At 72.1% G+C, this 16436-nt stretch carries 12 protein-coding genes; 4 read left to right on the plus strand and 8 right to left on the minus strand.

Going from position 1 to position 16436, the window contains the following annotated elements; genetic code table 11:
* Positions 1-16 precede the first annotated feature (16 nt).
* Positions 17-1192 carry a methyl-accepting chemotaxis protein gene (locus H537_RS0121730; protein WP_028999531.1) on the minus strand — a complete coding sequence of 392 codons (1176 nt, stop codon included), beginning with the start codon at positions 1190-1192 and terminating at the stop codon, positions 17-19.
* Positions 1193-1347: 155 nt separating this feature from the next.
* The gene (locus H537_RS0121735; protein WP_028999532.1) at positions 1348-3138 is read right to left on the minus strand and encodes a SulP family inorganic anion transporter; all 1791 of its coding nucleotides are present in this window, start codon (positions 3136-3138) and stop codon (positions 1348-1350) included.
* A gap of 269 nt (positions 3139-3407) precedes the next feature.
* On the opposite strand from H537_RS0121735, the gene H537_RS0121740 reads away from it, so the two are divergent.
* A complete protein-coding gene (locus H537_RS0121740) occupies positions 3408-3890 on the plus strand; it encodes a hypothetical protein (protein ID WP_028999533.1) in 483 nt (160 codons plus the stop codon).
* A 202-nt stretch (positions 3891-4092) separates the two neighbouring features.
* On the opposite strand, the gene H537_RS0121745 is transcribed toward H537_RS0121740, so the two are convergent.
* From H537_RS0121745 to H537_RS0121765, 5 genes are all read right to left on the minus strand, one after another.
* On the minus strand, positions 4093-5490 hold the full coding sequence (locus H537_RS0121745) for a hypothetical protein (protein ID WP_043459419.1): 1398 nt from the start codon (positions 5488-5490) through the stop codon (positions 4093-4095).
* A gap of 223 nt (positions 5491-5713) precedes the next feature.
* Entirely contained in the window at positions 5714-7711 is a 1998-nt protein-coding gene (locus tag H537_RS0121750; RefSeq protein ID WP_028999535.1) for a sigma-54-dependent Fis family transcriptional regulator, read from the minus strand.
* Positions 7712-7818: 107 nt separating this feature from the next.
* Entirely contained in the window at positions 7819-8325 is a 507-nt protein-coding gene (locus tag H537_RS0121755) for an acetone carboxylase subunit gamma (RefSeq protein ID WP_028999536.1), read from the minus strand.
* Positions 8326-8349: 24 nt separating this feature from the next.
* Positions 8350-10674: a hydantoinase B/oxoprolinase family protein gene (locus H537_RS0121760; RefSeq protein WP_028999537.1), complete on the minus strand. Its 2325-nt coding sequence runs from the start codon at positions 10672-10674 to the stop codon at positions 8350-8352.
* Positions 10675-10694: 20 nt separating this feature from the next.
* A complete protein-coding gene (locus H537_RS0121765) occupies positions 10695-12839 on the minus strand; it encodes a hydantoinase/oxoprolinase family protein (RefSeq protein ID WP_028999538.1) in 2145 nt (714 codons plus the stop codon).
* A gap of 302 nt (positions 12840-13141) precedes the next feature.
* On the opposite strand from H537_RS0121765, the gene H537_RS44645 reads away from it, so the two are divergent.
* The 3 genes from H537_RS44645 to H537_RS44650 all read left to right on the plus strand — a co-directional run bounded on the left by H537_RS44645 (position 13142) and on the right by H537_RS44650 (position 16014).
* Complete coding sequence (locus H537_RS44645; RefSeq protein WP_169517063.1) at positions 13142-14272, plus strand: alpha/beta fold hydrolase; 1131 nt, start codon at positions 13142-13144, stop codon at positions 14270-14272.
* Positions 14273-14373: 101 nt separating this feature from the next.
* On the plus strand, positions 14374-14841 hold the full coding sequence (locus tag H537_RS0121775; RefSeq protein WP_156901876.1) for a hypothetical protein: 468 nt from the start codon (positions 14374-14376) through the stop codon (positions 14839-14841).
* A gap of 93 nt (positions 14842-14934) precedes the next feature.
* On the plus strand, positions 14935-16014 hold the full coding sequence (locus tag H537_RS44650) for a mechanosensitive ion channel family protein (RefSeq protein ID WP_051243059.1): 1080 nt from the start codon (positions 14935-14937) through the stop codon (positions 16012-16014).
* 69 nt (positions 16015-16083) lie between these two features.
* On the opposite strand, the gene H537_RS0121785 is transcribed toward H537_RS44650, so the two are convergent.
* Positions 16084-16365 (minus strand): hypothetical protein, encoded by a 282-nt coding sequence (locus tag H537_RS0121785; protein ID WP_028999540.1) that lies wholly within the window; start codon positions 16363-16365, stop codon positions 16084-16086.
* Between the last annotated feature and the right edge of the window lie 71 nt (positions 16366-16436).

A 16436-nucleotide genomic window follows, 5' to 3' on the forward strand; every position in this document is an offset into this window, starting at 1 on the left:
GCGGCTTTTTTTTGGCTCAGGCCGCTTCGAGCTTGAACTCGTCCACCACGCCCTGCAGCGAGCGCGCCTGCGCGGCCAGGGCGGAGGTGGCGGCCACGGCCTGCTGCACCAGCGCGGCGTTCTCCTGCGTCACGCGGTCCATGTGCGACACGGCCTGGTTCACTTCCTCGATGCCGCCGCTCTGCTCGGCCAGCGCGGCCGAGATCTCGCCCAGGATGCCGTTGACCCGCTGCACCGCCTGCACGATGTCCTGCATCGTGCCGCCGGCCTGACGCACCAGGGTCGAGCCGCTGTCCACGTGGTCGACGGCGTCGGTGATCAGCTCCTTGATCTCCTTGGCCGCCTGCGAGCTGCGCTGCGCCAGCTGCCGTACCTCGCCGGCCACCACGGCGAAGCCGCGGCCCTGCTCGCCCGCGCGCGCGGCTTCCACCGCCGCGTTGAGCGCGAGGATGTTGGTCTGGAAGGCGATGCCTTCGATCACGTCGATGATGTCCGACACCTTGCGCGAGCTCTGGTTGATGGAGTCCATGGTCTGCACCACCTGCGCCATCACCGAGCCGCCCTGCTCCGCCACCTGCTTGGCCTGCGCGGCCAGCGAGCTGCCCGAGCGCGCGCGGTCGGAGTTGAGCTTCACCGTCTCGGTGAGCTGGCTCATGCTGGCGGCGGTCTGCTGCAGCGAGGCCGCCTGCTGCTCGGTGCGCCGGGCCAGGTCCGAGTTGCCGCCGTCGATCTGGCGCGAGGCCGTGGCGATCAGGTCGGTGCTGCCCTTGATGCGCGTGACCAGGTCCGTGAGCGTGTTCTCCATGTGGCCCAGCGCGCCCAGCAAGCGGCCGAAGTCGCCGCCGCGCTCGGTGTCGAACTCCTGGCTGAGGTCGCCCGCGGCCACGGTCTCGGCGATGTAGACCGCCTCGTCCAGCGGCTTGGAGATCGCCCGCACCAGACCCACCGCAACGCCCACGCCCACCAGCAGCCCGGCTCCCGTGAGCGCCATCATCAGCGTGCTCAGGGTGCTCACCTCGCGCTCCATCTCCTGTTGCGCCGTCGCAGCCCGTTCGGCCACGAGCGACTGGCGGTGCAGGCGCTCCAGGTCGTTGAGGCCGCTGACGCCCAACGCCGTCAAGGCCACCATGAACAGCAGCACGCAGGCAAAGCCCAGCGGCAGCACCGTGCGGGTCTTGAGGTTCTCGAACATCGCCGTCTCCTTGCGTGTTTCTTAATGAAAGCTGACGGCGCGCTATCGGCGTGCCTACGGCGGAGTTGAGTTGGAGCAGTCTCCGGATCCCGTCATATGGGACGCGGTGCCCCGAAAGGGTGACAACCCCGGGGCACTTCCGCCGGCCCCGGGCCTCAACCCAGGTTCCCCTTTTCACAGCCCGGGCCGGGCAGGGTGGCGCACTCCTCGAAAACCCGCACCGTGCAGCGGGTGCAGGTGGGGCAATCCAGCCGGTGCGTGATGGTGGCGATGGCGCGGCGCTTGTCCGGGAAGATGTGTCCCTCGCCCAGCTCGTCCAGGAAGCCGTCGCGCTTCCACTGCGCCAGCACGCCCGGGCGGGGGCGGTGGAAGTACAAGTCGCCGCCCATGGCACGGCGCGCGCGCAGCTCCTGGCGCCACAGCTCCGAGCCGGCCACGTCCACGAAATTCATGCTCTTGCCCATCACCAGCAGGTGCTTCTGCGGGTGCGGGGCGTCGCGCAGCCCCTGCAGCCGGTCCGACACATGGGCGGTGGCGCCGAAGTAGACCGAGCCTTCCATGCGCAGCAGCTTGAGCTGCGGGCACTCCGGCTGCGCGTGCTCGGTGTGGGCCAGCACCACGAAGGGCCGGTGCGGGTCGCCGCGCGGCGTGCCGAAGCCCATGGCGCGCAGCGCCGGGCGCGAGGTGCGGTGCAGGTACAGGCCCAGCGACAGCGCGCTGCCGACGAGCACCGCCACCTCCAGGTGCAACGTGAGCGTGGCGGCCAGGGTGATCAGCGCCACGGCCAGTTCCTGGCGGCTGGCGGCGCCCAAGCGGCGCCAGCGCGGCAAGTCCAGCAGCGTCCAACCCACCAGCACCAGCAACCCGGCGATGGCGGCGAAGGGAATCCACGCCAGCACCGGCGCCGTGAGCGCCACCATCGGCACCACCAGCAGCGCCGACGCCACGGCCGCCAGCGGCGAGCGCGCACCCGCTTCCAGGTTGGGCATGGAGCGGTTGAGCGAGCCGCAGGAGACGTAGCAGGAGAACAGGCCGCCCACCAGGTTGGACAGGCCCTGGCCCAGGAACTCGCGGTTGGCCTCGATGCGCTGGCCCGAGCGCGCGGCCACGGCCTTGGCGATGGCGATGGACTGCGCCAGCGCCACCACCGTCAGCGCCGCGGCGATGGCCAGCAGCTGCGGCAGCTGCTCCAGGTTGACGCTGGGCACGTGCAGCGGCGGCAGCGCCGAGGGCAGCGGCCCCAGCAGCCGCAGCTGCCACGTCGGCGGCGCCCAGTGCTGCAGCGTCCACGCCAGCAGCGTGCACACGCCCAGTGCCGCCAGCATGAACGGGGAGCCGGGCTTCCAGCGCCGCAGCCCCGCGGCGGTGGCCAGCGTGGCCAGCGCCACCAGCAGCGCCCCGGGCTGCGGCACTTGCGTGAAGGCCGCGCGCAGCACCGTGCCGGCGCCGGGCCCGGGTGGCAGCGTCAGCCCCAGCGCGTCCTTGAGCGCGTGCACCACGATCAGCAGCGCCGCGCCGGTGGTGAAGCCCAGCAGCGCTGTCGGGGAGATGAAGTTGGCGATGGCTCCCAGCCGCAGCGCGCCGGTGGCGAACTGCAGCAGCCCCACCAGCACCGTCACCGCCAGCGCCAGCTCCACGTAGGCCGGGCTGCCCACGGCCGCCAGCGGCGTGAGCATGGCGAACAGCGCCAGCGAGTTGGCGTTGGTAGGCCCGGACACGACATGGCGGCTGGAGCCCGCCACCGCCGCGACGATGCAGGGCACCACGGCGGAATAGAGCCCGTACTGCGGCGGCAGCCCGGCCAGCGTGGCGAAGGCGATGCCTTGCGGCAGCACCAGCACCGCGCCCAGCACACCGGCCAGCAGGTCGGCGCGCAACGCCTCGGGCGAGTGCAGGCTGGAAAACAAGGGGGCGGAAAGCAGGCGGCGGGAACTTCGTTTCGGCATGGGATCGTTGAGGATGAGGCTGTGCCCTAGCACGTAGCGCCGCGGCTGGCAAGGCGCGGTGCGGATTCGAGACACCCTGTCCGTATCGGATGTATCGGCAACCCCACCACCCGGTCCGGGGGAAACGGCTGGTTGCCCCCGGCGCACAAATCCAGCGGCTCGCAACAGGCGCACCGTGGAGGGGCGGGCCTACTGGGTGCGAGTGAATCCACTACCGCTTTGTAAATGACCCGAGTTTCTCTTTCGCCGCCCACGGCGCCCGAGGCCGCATGGCGGTGAGGGAACGGAAGTTTCGCTGCCAGCTGTGGCGCGTGCTGCACGCGGCGTGGCGCCATCGTCCCAGCCACTGGCCCGGACGCGGTGCGCGCGATGCCTGGCGCCGCGTGCAGGCCGTCGACCTGGAAGCGCTGGCGCTGCGGCTGCATGGCCTGGAGCGGCAACTGGGCCAGATGCGCGCCGGCTACACGGGCAAGCAGCTGTCGCGTCCACAGTGGGAGGCGCTGTGCCGGTGCATCGTCGAGGAGGCGCATGCGCTGCTGCGTCCGCTGGACGAGGCGGCCGGCGCCGTGGCGCCGTCCTGGGCCACGCAGCGGCTGCGCGCGGAGCTGCGCCAATGGCAAGAGCTCGCCGCCAGCGTGAGCGGCCAGCCGCTGCACCAGTCTGACGTGAGCGACCTGCAGGCCCGGCTGCTGGAGATCACCACCGCGCTGGTGGTGTGCGCCCGGGTCGAGCACCAGCAGCCCGACTGGTGAGCACACGCGCTTCGGCAGTTGCCGGCGCACCTGCCCAGCCGCGCCACAGCGGCGTGGAACGCCCGAAAGCGCCCATTTTTTAGGCACCACCCACGGCATCCATACGAATCAACGACTTGGCTTCGCCGCAAGCAGGTACGTCACAGAGTTGTCCACAGATCGCGGGGGTAACTGCGGGAGGCCGCGGCGGGCAGCAGCGGCATCAGGCCGCCATCGCCGCCACGAGGGCGCTCACCAGGTCCTGCGGCTGCAGCATCGCCTCGCGCGCATGGCAGGCGTTGGGGTACTGCCGCAGCACCGAGCGCCAGCGCAGGGGGCGCCTGATCAGGTCCGCCCACAGCGGCAGCAGCGTGGCGGCATCCGGCGAAGCGCCCTCGACCAGGCCGCGCGCGAAGGCCACGCAGGCGGCGTCGGTCAGGAGCACCGCCTTCGCGGCGGCGCTGAGCATCGCCGGCGGCGTATCGGTCGGCGCCGCGCAGCAATAGATCACCTGCGGCGGCAGGGCTTCGTCCTGCGGCTGGAGCGCGCACAGCGAGCCGCCGCTCACCTTCACCTCGCCGCCGTTGGCCGCCAAGGTGTAGCTGGCATTGGGCTGGGCCTGCGCCAGCCGCTCCAAGCCGCGCAGCAGGCGCGGCAAGTCGGTGGTGGCGGCCGCCGCGGAAGCCTTCACCTCGGCCAGCAGCACGATGTCCACCGCGTCGGAGCCCTCCACGGCGCGCGCGAGCGCGACGTCCCACTCGCCCTTGGTCTGCGTCGCCACGCCCGGGTAGTGGCCGGGAATGCGCAGGCCGTGCACGACCGAGTGACGCGCACCCGCCGGCGCCTCGCGGTCCAGCAGCGCGGCGACCTGACTGAAGGCCTGCACCGTGCCCGCTTCCGCCGCCGCGCCGAGCCGGGCCGCCGCGCGGCCGTTCGCGGCGGCGGAAGCCGTGCCGGCCAGCGGGCCGCGGCGCTCGCACAGGGCGCGGTAGCGCTGCACGGCTTCGTCCCGCAGCAGCGCGGCGCCGCGCTCCAGGCGCTGCAGCGCGGACAGGTCCGACAGCGCTTCGAGCAGGGGACGCGACTCGGCCCGCTCCGCTGGCGCCTGCGCGAGCAGCGGTTCCAGCGCCGGGCGCAGCGCGGACCACTCGCCCGCCATGGCATGGCGGTGCAGCGGCGCCAGCGCCTCCTGCACCTCCACGGGCGCCTGGTGGCGCAGCTTGCCGGGATGGGCGACGGCGTTGACGGCGGCGCGGACCGCGCGCGCGTCGGTCAGGACCTGGGCGGACAGCCGGACGTACTCGTCCACCGCGGGCTCGCGCGCCCGCAGCACGAGCGCCTGGAAGCTCGGGTCGCCGCCTTCGGGCTGCAGGGATTCGCGGATCAGCGTCTCCAGCGCCCAGGTGAAGAGCGCCTCCACGCCGGCCGGCACGCTCGTGTGGTGCTCGGCCGCGCCGCGCGCCGCCTCCAGTGCGAAGGCCAGCGCCGTCTCGACGCCGGCGGCACGGGCCGCTTCGGCATCCGCCGGCAAGGCGGGCATGCGGTAGCGGCGTGGCGCCCGGCGCAGGGCGGCTTGCAGCAGCGCGGGCAGCGAGTGGGCGGGCGGCGGCTCGGCGGACACGGCCTAGCCGGCTGGATCTGGCGGTGCGGAAGGGGGAAGCAAGTGGAGTCCGTCGGAAGTGGCCGCCGCGAGCATGGCGCAGCCGGCGGGGTGGGCATCCTGGTTTCGTCATCCCGGGCGCGGGCCCGGTGCCGTCCGGGGCGAAGCGCGCTTCACCCCGGGCCAGGCCAGCCAGGGCAAGCCGCATTCCGCGCCGGCATCAGCGGCGTGGGACGCGCGCGGCTCACGCTCTGGCACCGGCCCGTGACAGCCCGTAGCGCTGGAGCTTCACGTACAGCGTGCTCTTGGCGATGCCGAGCTGGCGCGCGGCCAGCGTCAGGTTGCCGCCGCTGGCCTCGATGGCACGGCGGATCAGCGCCTCCTCGCCCTCGGCGATGCTGCACACGCCGCCCGCCGGCGCGGCGGCGGGCCCGGACGGCGCCGACTGCACCGTCTCCAGGAACTCGCGCGGCAGCGCGTCCAGTGTCAGCACCGGCCCTTCGGACAGCAGCACCGCCCCTTCGATGATGTTGCGCAGCTCGCGCACGTTGCCCGGCCACGCGTAGGCCTGCAGTGCCTGCACCACCTCTTCGGAAAGCGCACCCGGCTCCAGCCCCTGCTCGGTGCGGAAGCGCTGTAGGAAAAACCGTGCCAGCAGCGGGATGTCGCCGCGGCGCTCGCGCAGCGGCGGGATGCGCAGGCTGGTCACGGCGATGCGGTAGTACAGGTCCATGCGGAAGCGCCCGGCCGCGATCTCCTGGCGCAGGTCGCGGTGCGTGGCCGCGATCAGGCGAAAGCGCACCTTGCGCGGCGTGTTCTCGCCCAGCCGGTACAGCTCGCCCTGCTCCAGCACGCGCAGCAGGTTGGGCTGCATGTCGAGCGGCATCTCGCCGATCTCGTCCAGGAACAGCGTGCCGCCGTTGGCCGCCTCGATCTTGCCCACCATGCCGCCCTTGCGCGCGCCGGTGAAGGCGCCCTCGGCATAGCCGAAGAGCTCGCTGGCGAGCAGCTCGCGCGACAGCCCGCCGCAGTTCAGCGCCACGTAGGCGCCGGTGCCCGCGCCATGGATGCCGCGCGCGAACTCCTCCTTGCCCACGCCCGTCTCGCCGTGCAGCAGCACCGGCGCGCGCGAGCGCGAGAGCTGGCGCGCCTTGGCGATCACGTCCTGCAGCCCCGCGTCGGCCGTCACCAGCGAGGAGAAGGCGTCGGCCGCCGGCGGCGCCACCGGCGCGGCGCCCGCGGGCGCTGACGGACGCGGCACCGGCACGCGGGTGCGCGCCGAGGTCGGCACCACCAGCAGCGTGCCCATGGGCTCGCCCTGCACGACCAGCGGCTCCAGCCACTCGGGCCGGATCCACGCCGGCAGCCCGGCCAGCTTGCCGCGGCCCACGCGCTGCGCCGCCAGCGCGGGCAGGCGGCGCGCGCGGGCCAGGTCCAGCTCGCCGCCCGCGGCGGCGATGGCGTCGGCGGCGTGCTCGTTGGCCTTGATCGGGCAGCCCAGCCGGTCGAACAGCACCACGCCGTCCTGCCCGGCGCGGGCCAGGCGGCCCACGGCGTGGTCCAGCAGCCGGTAGCGGCGCTCCATCTCGCTGGCGGCCAGGCGGTTCTCGATGCGGCTGGCCGCCGTCACCACCAGCGCCAGCGTCTGACGGTTGTAGGTCTGGGACAGGCCCGAGACGTCGAGCACGCCCACGACCTCGCCGTCCAGCGGGTGGCGCAGCACCGTGGCCGAACAGGTCCAGCGCTTGATGCCCTCGCAGAAGTGCTCGGCGCTGTGGATCTGCACCGGCTGCCCCACCGCCAGCGCAGTGCCGATGGCGTTGGTGCCGGCCAGGTCCTCGCTCCAGCTCACGCCGGGCATGAGGCGGATGGTTTCGGCCGAACCGATCGCGCGCACGTCGCCCTCGGTGGCGAGGATGGTGCCGCTGGTGTCGGCCAGCGCCATCAGCGTGCCGGTCTCGGAGAGGAAGTCGCGCGCGCAGGCCATCACCGGCGCGCTGGCCTCCAGCATCTCGCGCTGGCGCTCGCGCAGCAGGAACAGGTCCTGGTCCGACACGGGCTGCGGCCCGCGGCGCGCGTGCGGATCGACCTGCGCCTGCAGGCAGCGCTGCCAGGAAGCGTCCACCAGCGAGCGCAGCGTCTCCAGCGGGCGGCCGTCCCCGCTCAGGAAGGCTTCCCACGCGGCCGTCACTTCGGGCTCATTGCCAGGGTTCGAGAACATCTGCTGAGGCTCCGATGTCATCGTTGTCTCCACGCGGCCGTGTACCCGGCCTGCGACCCGCAAAGTAGCACGCCCTCCCACGCCGTACAGCCGTGGGAGGGCGCGCGGCGGCCCGTGCCGCCGAGGCGTCAGTCGACGCGTTCAGGCAGCGGCAGCTTCACCCACTCCTTGTAGAAGGCGTCGATGTCGGGCTCGAAGTCGTGGATCACCGGGTACCACGGCGTGGGCGCCTCCACGTCGTGCAGCGCGGCGCACTGCGGGCAGGTGTACTCGCGGTAGACCTGCCAGCGCGTGTCGGGCGCCATGAGCTTCGGATAGACCTCGGCCATGGCCTCCTCGTTGTCGCGCACGTAGACGTTGGCGTGCAGCTTCCAGTTCTCGCGCCAGTCGCAGAACACGTGGCCGCAGTCGCACTGCGTGACCCACTTGCTGGTCTTGGCCTGCTGCACGATGTGCAGGTGCGGCCCCAGCGGCAGCACGATGCGGTCGCTCCAGCCCAGCTTCTCCTGCAGCGCCGCCAGGTAGAGCTGGAAGCGCTCGCCGTCCTTGGGCATGGAGAGCATGCGCAGCGTGGTGTCCCAGTCGAGCTTGCCGTCGACGAGGTTCTTGACTTGTTCACGGGTGTAGGCGGACATCGCGGTTCTCCTCGGTGGGGCGGTTCACTCTTCGACCAGCACGACGGTGCGCACGTCGGGCATCTTCGAGAGGTCCATGCGGTACTTGGCGCCGTAGCTGGGCACGCCCAGCTCGGATTCGCTCAGCTTCCAGTCCTCGGGCAGGTTCCAGAAGGCGCGGAACTGCTGCTCGAAGGCGGGCGAGAGCCCGAAGCTGGTGGCAAACATGTGCTGCACCTGCGGCGAGGCGCTCTTGGTGAGGATGCGCTCGCGCTCCTCCTTCATCCACTCGCGCGTGGGCACCGAGCGCTCCTTGCGCTGGCGCCGGATCTCCAGCCGCTGCAGCGCCGTCTGCTGCGCATCGACCGTCCACACGCCGTTGGCGTCCTTGGTCGCCACGGCGCCGTAGACCTTGCGCGCGTACTCGGGCAGCAGCAGCGCGTTGTTGAGGTCCTTGGCGATGGCCTCCACCTCGCGGTCCAGCGGGTCGCCGAAGCCGGGGCCGCCGCGCAGGTAGTTCAGGTACAGGTCGTGGTTGTCGTAGCAGTCCTCGGTGGTCATGCACTGCTGGTCGCGCTTGACCACCGCGCCGGCGTTGAGGTGGTTCTCGTAGTCGGGCAGGTCGGGGTTGGTGTCGCCGCCCAGCGGCAGGCTGTCGCCCAGCGCGATGCGCTCCTTCAGGCCCGTCTTGTGGGCCTCGAAGCGGTAGCCGGTGGCCGCGGGGTAGCCGCCCATCAGGCCCCAGTCGCTGTTCATGTAGCCGTTGCCCATGAAGAACATGGTCCAGTCCTGCGCCTTCCAGACCATGCGCAGCGTCTCGAAGCCGCAGCCGCCGCGGTACTTGCCGTAGCCGCCGGAGTTGGCCTTCACGTTGCGGCCCAGGTAGAGCAGCGGCTCGGCCATCTCCCAGATCTCGATGTCGCCCATGTCGCCTTCGGGGTTCCAGATCGCGGCGGCGTGGTTCAGGCCGTCCTTGATGGCGCAGGCGCCGGTGCCGCACGAGGACGCCTCGAAGCTGTTGACGGCGTGGATGTCGCCGTCCTGGTTGATGCCCCCGCCCTGCAGCCAGTTGGAGGTGTTGGCGTTGCCGGCGTTGACCTCCTCCAGGTAGCCGCGGCTGAAGTAGGCCTGCGACAGCCCGCGCCACAGCGCGCTCCAGCCCGAGACCAGGAAGTGCCAGGCGTAGGCGTGGCCGGTGCGGCGGTCGTCGGGGTTGCACCAGGCGCCCTTGGGCAGGTGGAACTCGGTACCGTAGTAGGCGCCGTCGTTGATGCGCTGCGTGGGTACCAGCGTCTGGCACATCATGACCCAGATGCCGCTGGTGAACGCGACCTGGTGCGCGTTGAAGGTGTGCCAGCCCCAGCGGTTGGCGCCCTCGAAGTCCAGCCGCCAGCTGCCGTCAGGGCGGATCGTCATCTCGCACGGCGAGTGCATGATGGAGTCGAGCTTGGCGAAGGCGTTGGAGGTCTGCACGTCCTCGTGCGCGTAGGGCACGTCCACGAAGGCCACCTTGCGGTACTTGCCCGGCAGCGTCATGGCCTTGAGGCGCGTCTGCAGGCCGCGCCGGCCCTCCTCGATCACCTCGTAGGCGAACTTCTCGTAGGCCTCCAGCCCCTCCTCGGCCACCACCTCCTCGATCAGGTCGCGGATCATGTGGCAGCCGGCGATGCGGGTGCGCTCATCCAGGATCCAGTACTTGGGCGTGCGCACCGAGCGCTGCGACTCGTGCAGCCAGTCGCGCAGCGGCGTGTCGTTCACGCCGGTCTTGCGGCAGGTGATCATGTAACCATCGCCGAAGCGCTGCGTCTGGCCGGTGGACATCGAGCCCGGCGTCACCGCGCCGGTGTCGATCACGTGCGTGACGCCGCCGACCCAGCCGATGAGCTTGCCCTCCGCGAAGATCGGCACGATGGTGGCGATGTCGCAGGGGTGCACGTTGCCGATGGCGCAGTCATTGTTGGTGAACATGTCGCCGGGCTGGATGCCCGGGTTGTGCTCCCAGCCGTTCTCGATCATGTACTTGATCGCCGCGCCCATCGTGCCCACGTGGATGATGATCCCGGTGGAGGTCAGCACGCAGTCGCCTGCGGCGTTGTAGAGCGTGAAGCACAGCTCGCCTTCCTGCTCCACGATCGGGCTGGCCGCGATTTTCTTGGCCGTCTCGCGCGCGTGCACCAGGCCGCCGCGCAGCTTGGAGAACAGCTTCTCGTAGCGGATCGGGTCCTTCTCGCGCAGCTCCAGCCGCTCCAGCCCGTTGTAGTGCCCGGTGCTGGCGGTGCGCTCCAGGATGCCGTCGCGAAACTCCTTGAGCGTCTGCCCGTTCTTGAGCAGGTCCGCGAAGCCCACTTCCTTGGCCGTCATCATGTTCATGGCATGTCTCCTTGGGTTGCTTACCGGACTTCCTTGAGGTGGAAGAGGCGGTGCTTGTCGAGCGTGGTGCTGAAGCCCTTGGGCACGACGAAGGTAGTGGCGTCGGATTCGATGATGGCCGGCCCGGCGATGGTGTTGCCGGGCTTGAGCGCCTCCATCTTCCAGATCACCGCCTCGTGCCAGGTCTTGTGGCGGTACAGCGCCCGCGTGCCCAGGTGCGCCTCCTTGGGCGGCTTGGCGCCGCCCTCGGGGTCCTCCGGCAGCACCGGCTTCTGCGTGACGACCATGCCGCGCATGATGGCGCCCGTGACCGAGAAGCCCAGCTCCGGCGAGCGCGCGGCGCTGGCGTACACGCGGCCGTAGGTCTGTTCAAACGCCGAGACGATCTGGTCCCAGTCCTGCGCGGTGGCGGCGGCGGCGATGGGCGCGTCGATCTCCAGGTCGTTGAGCTGGCCCAGGTACTGCATGCGGTAGCCCGGGCGCAGGATCACGTCCTTGGCCTCGAAGCCGTTGATGCGGAACTCCTCGATCACCTTGGCCGCCAACTCCGACCACGCCGACTGGATGGTGGCGGCGGCGCTGGCCTTCTCGTCGTCCGAGGCCGACTGCGGCAGCGCCAGGTCCACGCTGCGGTCGTAGCGGTACTCGAAGTCGGCGCAGGCGCAACCAAAGGCCGAGAAGCCCGCGGCCCATGCCGGCACCACCACGTCCTTGAAGCCCAGCCCCTCGGTGTAGCCGTAGGTGTGCACCGGGCCCGCGCCGCCGTAGGAGAAGCAGACGAACTCGGTGGGGTTGTAGCCCTTGGCGCTGACGTTGGAGCGTAGGTACTCGCGCAGCTGCAGGTCCAGCAGCTCGATCACGCCCGCGGCGGCGTCCTCCACCGACAGGCCCAGCGGGTCGGCGATCTGCGCCTTGATGTGGTCGCGCGCGCGCTGCACGTCAAGCTTGATGGCGCCGCCCAGGAAGTTGTCGGGGTTGAGGTAGCCCAGCACCACGTGGCAGTCGGAGACGGTGACCGTGTCCAGCCCGCTCTCGGGCCAGCAGGTGCCCACGCGGTAGCCGGCGCTGTCGGGGCCGAGCTTCAGGGCGCCGCTGTACGGGTCGAGCCGCACGAAGCTGCCGGCGCCCGCGCCCACGGAGTCCATGGTCACCAGCGGCAGCGAGAGCACCAGGCGCGCCATGTCGGGGTCGGCGGCGATGGCGAAGTTGCCCTTGGTGATCAGCGCCATGTCGAAGGAGGTGCCGCCGATGTCCGAGCAGGCGACGTTCTCGTAGCCCAGCACCTCGCCCAGCAGCTTGGAGCCGATCACGCCGCCGATGGGCCCGGAGACGATGGTGCGCGCCAGCTCCTTGGCCTTCCAGCTGATGGTGCCGCCGTGCGTGGCCATGACGCGCAGGTCGAACTTGGCGCCGTGCTCGCGGAAGCGGTCGCTGACCTTCCGGAGCGTCTGGCGCGAGGGCTCCGCGGCGTAGGCCTCCAGCACCGTGGTGTTCATGCGGTGGCTTTCCTTGCGCTGCGGGTAGTAGTCCACCGAGGCGAACACCGGCACGTCGCGGCCCAGCTGGCGCAGCGCCTCGCGGCACACGTCGCGCGCGCGCTGCTCGCTCGTGCCGTTCTTGTGCGACTGCAGCAGGCAGATGACGATGGCCTTGGCGCCCTGCGCGACCAGCTCGCGCGTGGCCTGGCGCACCTCCTCCTCGCGCAGCGGGATGACGATCTGGCCCTGCACGTCGGTGCGCTCGGTCACGCCGCGCGTGCGCGACAGCGGCACCAGCGGCTCGTCGTAGCGGTGGGTGTTGAGGTGGATGCGCTCCTCCAGCGCGTAGCCGAGGTAGCTCTGCACCGCGCGGCCCATGGAGTGCACGTGCTCGAAGCCGCGGTTGACGATCAGGCCCACCTCCAGGCCCTTGCGCTGCACCACGCGGTTGAGCATGGCAGTGCCCGAGTACACGCAGGTCAGCAGCTCGGGATAGACCTCGTCCACGTCGCGCTGCCAGTGGGCCAGCGCGTCGCGCGAGGAGTTGAGGATGGCGAGCGACTCGTCGGCCGGGTTGCTCTGGGCCTTGCCGACCACGAAGCGGCCGTCGGCCCTGACGAAGAAGGTGTCGGTCATCGTGCCGCCGGCATCGATGCCCATCACCTGGACCTGGGACAGCGTTTGCATCACTGGGTCTCCTGAATTGGCTTGATCAGGACGGCGGCGCCGCCGCCGTCCGCTCGAACGCTTGCCGCGCTCGGAGCTTTCAGTCGCGAGGCCTGTGCCACGCCGGGCTCGCGGTATCCAGGCGTCTTGCAAGTGCTTGATTTGCTTGACGTCGCCTCGGGTTTGCACGGAGACCAGAAGCGTCAGTGCGCCCCCGGCGGCCGACCGTCCGGGCGTCCGGAATCCGGACGGCCGTACGGAAACCGCACGCCTGCCGGTACGGGGCTTGCCAGGGGAGCCGCGATCACGGCAAGGGGATGCAGATGCACCACAGGATCGCGGCAGCGAAAGACGACGGACCCGCCGTGGACGGCGCCTTCTTCCAGCGCATGGATGCCCTGCGCCGCGCCGCGGGCAGCGGGATGGACAGCCTGGGTTTGGGCCCGCAACCCGCGCCCAGCCGGGTGCTGCACGAGGCGGCCGGCGTGCGGCTGCGGCGCTACGAGGGCGGCGGCGACGGACCGGCGCTGCTGATCGTCCCGTCGCCGATCAAGGCGCACTGGATCTGGGACCTGGCGCCCGAATGCAGCGTGGTGCGCGCGGCCCTGGCGCGGGGCTGCCAGGTGCACCTGCTGGAGTGGCAGTCGGTGCCGGCATCCTGGGGGCTGGACGAGCACGTGGCGGCGGTGGCCCGCGCCGCCGCGCAGGTACGCGGCCTCGTCAGGCACCGCCCGCACCTCCTCGGCCACTCGCTGGGCGGCACCCTGGCCGCGCTGTGCGCGGCGCGCCATGCGCAGGACGCGGCCTCGCTGGTGCTGGTGGAGGCGCCGCTGCGCTTCGGCAGCGCTACCGGCGCCCTGGCGGACCTGGTGAATTCGCTGCCGCCCGGCTTCGCGCGGCGCTTCGACCACGTGCCGGGCAGCCTGGTGGGCCTGGCCGCCAGCAAGGCCTCGCCCGAGGAGTTCTCCACCGGCGTGCGGCAGGACGCGCTGGCCTCGGCGCTGCACGGCCCGCGCACGTGGCGGCGGCACTGGCTGGCGGTGCGCTGGACGCTGGAGGAGCGGCCTCTGTCGGGCCGGCTGGTGGCGCAGGTGATGGACGCGCTGTACCGGGAGGACCGCTTCATGCGCGGCACGCTGTGCATCGACGGCCAGCGCGTCGCGCCGCGCGACGTGGCGGTGCCGGTGGCGGCGATCGTCGATCCGCGCAGCCAGGTCGTGCCGGCGGCGTCGGTGGCCGGCTTCGTGGAGGCCGCCGCGAGCCCGGACAAGCTGCTGCTGCAGTACGGCGGCGACGTGGGCGTGGCGCTGCAGCACCTGGGCGCGCTGATCGGCGACAGCGCCCACCGCGAGCTCTGGCCCCGGGTGCTGGACTGGCTGCAGGCACTGGATCGCGGGCGCGGGGGCGAGGCGGCGCGCGCGGCTTCCGCGCTGTCCGGGACAAGCGACACGTAGGCGGCGCTCCGCTTGCTGAAGCCTGGGTGACACGGGCCCGACGGAGCCCGTATCCCAAGACACCCAAGACACGGCGGCCGTCGGCCGCCACGGAGTGCGACATGAATGCAACGGCAAGCCTGGTCCGCACCGGGTTGGCGGCCCTGGCTCTGGGCGCGGCGGCCTTCGCGCACGCGCAGGCCGGCGGCGCGCCTTCGGGCGGCAGCGACAACCCCAGCGGCAACAGCACGCCCACCGGCCCGGGCGGCAGCAGCGGCGGCGCCATCGTGGTGGCGCCCAACGGCGGCTCCGGCCTGGGCGGCACGGGCGCGCCAACCCCGCCGGGCGCGGGCGGCGCACGCAGCGGCACCAACAGCGGCACCGGCTCGGGCATCGACGGCCGGGTGGTCGATGGACCCAACGGCGGCGACCCGGCCAGGCGAGCACCGGGGAGCAGCAGCTCCACGACGACGCCCGGCCGGCCGGGCGAGGCCGGCACCGGCACGGCGAGCGGCAGCACGGGACGAGGCGCCGGGTCCGGCACCGCACCGGCGGCGAGCGCACCCGCGAGCGGCAGCGGGACCCGCTGAGCATCCCGCGGCCCGTGCACGGGCCGGGTCCGGCCGTCCGGGCATGCGCGCTGCCCAGCCGCGCGGGCACTTCCGCCGCAACGCCGCAGCACCATGCCCGACTGGATACCCGCCTCACTGGCCGCGTGGCTGCCCACCCTCGCGGCCGCGCTGCTGGGCCTGCTGCTGGCCCAGGCCCTCTACCTGATCGGCCAGCGCCTGATCCAGCGTGCGGCCCGGGGCCGGGCCGCCGCCACCACCGTGGCCCGTGCGGCAAGCCTGCCGGCCCGGCTGGTGCTGCCGCTGGTGGCGCTGAATCTCATCTGGCAGGCGGCGCCCGACGCGCTGCCCGGGCTGACGCCGGTGCAGCGCCTCACCGGCATGCTGCTCATCGGCGCGGTGAGCTGGCTGCTGGTGCGCTGCATCAACGGCCTGGGCCACGCGGTGATCGAGGCGCACCCGGTTTCGGACGGCTACAACCCCGACACGCGCCGCATCCACACCCAGGCCCGCGTGCTGTCGCGCACGCTGTCGTCGCTGGTCGTGGTGGTGGGCGGGGCGATGGTGCTGATGACGCTGCCCGGCGTGCGCCAGGTGGGTGCGAGCCTGCTGGCCTCGGCGGGCCTGGTCGGCCTCGTGGCCGGCTTCGCGGCGCGCCCCGTGCTGGGCAACCTCATCGCCGGGCTGCAGATCGCCCTGACGCAGCCCATCCGGCTCGACGACGTGGTGGTGCTCGAAGGCGAATGGGGCGTGATCGAGGAGATCACGGGCGCCTATGTGGTGGTGCGGCTGTGGGACGAGCGGCGCCTGGTGGTGCCGCTGCAGTACTGGGTGGAGAAGCCGTTCCAGAACTGGACGCGCAGCACGTCGGCGCTGACGGGAACCGTCTTCCTGTGGGTGGACTACCGCATGCCGCTGCAGCCGCTGCGCGAGGCGCTGCAGCGGACCTGCGACGCCGCGCCGGAGTGGGACCGGCGCTTCTGCGTGCTGCAGGTGACCGAAGCCGGCGAGCGCGCGATCCAGCTGCGCGCGCTGGTGACCGCGGCCGACAGCGGCAAGGCCTGGGAGCTGCGCTGCCGCGTGCGCGAGGCGCTGCTGGACTTCATGCAGCGCGAGTACCCGCAGTTCCTGCCCCAGCTGCGCGTGGATGCGGGCCTGCCGGCCGCGAGCGCGCCCACGGGGCCCGGCCCCTGACCGGTGACGCCCCGCGCAGGCGCGAGGACGGGCGCTTCGAGGCCGCGCCGTCCCGGCCGCAGCGCCGGCTCACTGCGGCGGCGTGGGGTACTTGCGCTGCATCTCGACATCCGGGCTGCCGGAGACCTTTTCCCCGCTCTTGCCCACCGGCTGCCCGCCTTGCTGCGCGCCCGCGCCGCCCTGGCCTTGCTGCGGGCCGCCGCCCGGCGGGCTGTGCATCTGCTGCCCGTGCTGGCCCACGTGGCTGCTGTCCAGGCTCTGCTGGCCCATGCGCGAGCCGGACTGCGTGTTCAGCTCCCCGCTGCGGGCGGCCTTGTCATCGGGACCCGCGGGACGTTCTTCACCAGGCATGTCGACTCCTTCACCGTGCTTCCGGCCGGCGGCATTGCCGGCTTCACATGGAAGCGAGGCAACCGGGGTGC

The organism is Azohydromonas australica DSM 1124 (assembly GCF_000430725.1).
In the GTDB taxonomy this organism is placed as follows: domain Bacteria; phylum Pseudomonadota; class Gammaproteobacteria; order Burkholderiales; family Burkholderiaceae_C; genus Azohydromonas; species Azohydromonas australica.

Bases quoted from the DNA above. Each gene is read 5' to 3' on its own strand.
- H537_RS0121730 (WP_028999531.1), bottom strand. From the start codon at position 1,192: ATGTTCGAGAACCTCAAGACCCGCACGGTGCTGCCGCTGGGCTTTGCC.
- H537_RS0121735 (WP_028999532.1), bottom strand. From the start codon at position 3,138: ATGCCGAAACGAAGTTCCCGCCGCCTGCTTTCCGCCCCCTTGTTTTCC.
- H537_RS0121740 (WP_028999533.1), top strand. From the start codon at position 3,408: ATGGCGGTGAGGGAACGGAAGTTTCGCTGCCAGCTGTGGCGCGTGCTG.
- H537_RS0121750 (WP_028999535.1), bottom strand. From the start codon at position 7,711: ATGACATCGGAGCCTCAGCAGATGTTCTCGAACCCTGGCAATGAGCCC.
- H537_RS0121755 (WP_028999536.1), bottom strand. From the start codon at position 8,325: ATGTCCGCCTACACCCGTGAACAAGTCAAGAACCTCGTCGACGGCAAG.
- H537_RS0121760 (WP_028999537.1), bottom strand. From the start codon at position 10,674: ATGAACATGATGACGGCCAAGGAAGTGGGCTTCGCGGACCTGCTCAAG.
- H537_RS0121765 (WP_028999538.1), bottom strand. From the start codon at position 12,839: ATGCAAACGCTGTCCCAGGTCCAGGTGATGGGCATCGATGCCGGCGGC.
- H537_RS44645 (WP_169517063.1), top strand. From the start codon at position 13,142: ATGCACCACAGGATCGCGGCAGCGAAAGACGACGGACCCGCCGTGGAC.
- H537_RS0121775 (WP_156901876.1), top strand. From the start codon at position 14,374: ATGAATGCAACGGCAAGCCTGGTCCGCACCGGGTTGGCGGCCCTGGCT.
- H537_RS44650 (WP_051243059.1), top strand. From the start codon at position 14,935: ATGCCCGACTGGATACCCGCCTCACTGGCCGCGTGGCTGCCCACCCTC.
- H537_RS0121785 (WP_028999540.1), bottom strand. From the start codon at position 16,365: ATGCCTGGTGAAGAACGTCCCGCGGGTCCCGATGACAAGGCCGCCCGC.